Genomic DNA, 2142 nt, shown 5'->3' with positions numbered 1-2142 from the left:
TGTCCATGCCAACCATTGACATTTTGTCCAAGCAGCGTAATCTCTTTAACACCTGCTTCAATAAGCTGGCGGGCTTCCTCGGTAATTTGCTCGACGGACCGTGATATTTCAGCACCCCGCGTATAGGGAACAACACAAAAAGTGCAAAATTTGTCGCACCCTTCTTGTACTGTTAAAAATGCGCTAACACCCCGTTTTCTTACTGCATGTTTATTATGAGGCGGCAAATGAGCAAATTTATCTTCAACAGCATAGTCTGTTTCGATAATCTTTTTTCCTTGTTTGGCTTTTTCTAACAATTCTGGCAGGCGATGATACATTTGTGGACCAATAACAAGATCCACTGTTGGCGCACGGCGCAAGATTTCACTTCCCTCAGCTTGTGCAACACAACCCGTTACACCAACTGTCAAGGGTTTATCAGGTGTGCGTTCTTGACGCATAATGCGCAAACGACCAAGATCAGAATAAAGTTTTTCTGCTGCTTTTTCACGAATATGACAGGTGTTAACAAGAATAAGATCGGCATCATCGGGAGTGTGTGTTGTCACATAGCCTTGTGAACTGAGACTATCAGTCATACGTTGGCTATCATAAACATTCATTTGACATCCATAAGTTTTGATAAAAACCTTTTTAGGAGTAACAGGAGGCGTATTTTTAGAATTTACTTTATTCATAGTGCATGTCTAAATGTTTTTTACACAAATCTCAATCTATTTGCTTAAAAGTTTTTTGCATGATAATTGCATCACCGCGACCATTTTTTGATGGGTAGTAAGCAAGACGTTTAGAAATTTTTTGAAATTCGAAGCGTTGATAAAGGTTCAAAGCAGAAAGATTTGTTGTTTCTACTTCCAAGAATAATTTTATAGCGCGCTTGTTGTGAAGATGGCAAACGGTACGATCGACAAGCAGGGTACCAATTCCTTGTTGACGATAATGAGGGTGGACAGCAATTGTGATGATTTCTGCTTCATCAAGGATGAGACGGCAGAGACAAAAGCCTAAAATTTGATCAGGGCGATCAATGAGAAAAACTTTGTACCCGAAGATAGAATGATCTGTTAAGAAATTATCAAAAGCTTGTTTTTTCCAAGCAAGGGTAAAACAATATTGATGAATTTGATGAAGAGCCGCACTATCATGAACTTGTAGCGGAGCAATCTCAAAATCTTTTTTTGTTAATGAAAATTTGGACATTATTTTTTTCGTGGTAAAGCAAAATCAGTTTGTTGTTTTGCATCAGCACTGCGTAGATAGAGTGGGCGAGGTGAATTTTGTGGTTGTTTGTTTGCAGCAAGATAAGCATAGTTTACAATATCAGCCGCTTCGCAGGGGATTTTTTCTAGGACAATTTTTTCGTTTATTTTATGGTTTTTCATATGCTGCACAATGACATCAGCAGCTGGGCCAGTTAGTTGGGTTTTTGGAGGCAAATCTTCGATGATATTTTCAACTGTTTTTAATCCCGGCGCTCCCAAAGGGATAAGATCCTGATGAAAATTTTGATGGTAAAACATATCTCTCCCTGCTTCAATGACAACAGTAATTGCTGATGTACTCTTTGTATTGGTTGTTATTTGCGCAGCTAACGCTTCAAGAGCACTCACTCCAACAGCTGGTATTTCAAGTGCTAATGCCAAAGCGCGCGCTGTTGCAACACCGACACGTGCACCAGTAAACGATCCAGGTCCAACATTGACAGCAATACGCTCAACTTGATCAAGCGTCATATTGGCTTGTGCCATTATTTGTGTAATTTGCCCAATAAGTTTTTCAGCATGCCCTTTGTTCATGCGCTCATTAATACGCGCAATAACAGATTTATGGCGAACAAGTGCAACAGCACAATAAATTGAAGCAGTATCTATAGCAAGGATAAGCATAAAAATATTTTAGTTGAATAAAACGGTAAACAAAAGGCCTGTTATATTTTTAATCTTTTTATTGTCGTATATTTCATTTGTAAGAAAGTTGCTAGTGCCAATAAGTAACAATATCTTTTATAGAATAAACGAGATATTGATGTGATCCTTATAGGTTTTTGTTATCAATGAATTGATTTATAATAATAGTTTATTATTGCCATGTTCAATAATATCCTTGGATATTGTAAGATTTTTTCATTTCAAACTCATA

Annotated in this window: 3 protein-coding genes; all 3 read right to left on the bottom strand. The window is 37.7% G+C overall.

Annotated elements, in window-relative coordinates; all coding sequences use genetic code 11:
* The coding region (locus tag ACFIO3_RS12060; protein ID WP_375704521.1) for a radical SAM protein at positions 1 to 680 on the bottom strand (680 nt) is incomplete at its 3' end.
* Positions 681 to 711: 31 nt separating this feature from the next.
* A complete protein-coding gene (gene rimI, locus ACFIO3_RS12055) occupies positions 712 to 1203 on the bottom strand; it encodes a ribosomal protein S18-alanine N-acetyltransferase (RefSeq protein WP_375608038.1) in 492 nt (163 codons plus the stop codon).
* Positions 1203 to 1889, bottom strand: coding sequence for a tRNA (adenosine(37)-N6)-threonylcarbamoyltransferase complex dimerization subunit type 1 TsaB (gene tsaB / locus ACFIO3_RS12050; protein WP_375608039.1), 687 nt, complete (start codon positions 1887 to 1889; stop codon positions 1203 to 1205). The genes rimI and tsaB overlap by 1 nt, the downstream gene beginning before the upstream one ends.
* Between the last annotated feature and the right edge of the window lie 253 nt (positions 1890 to 2142).

This window comes from Bartonella sp. AD328YNZD, assembly GCF_042196425.1.
The sequence above is the reverse complement of the archived record's forward strand: the minus strand, read 5'-3'. Positions and strand labels throughout refer to the sequence as shown.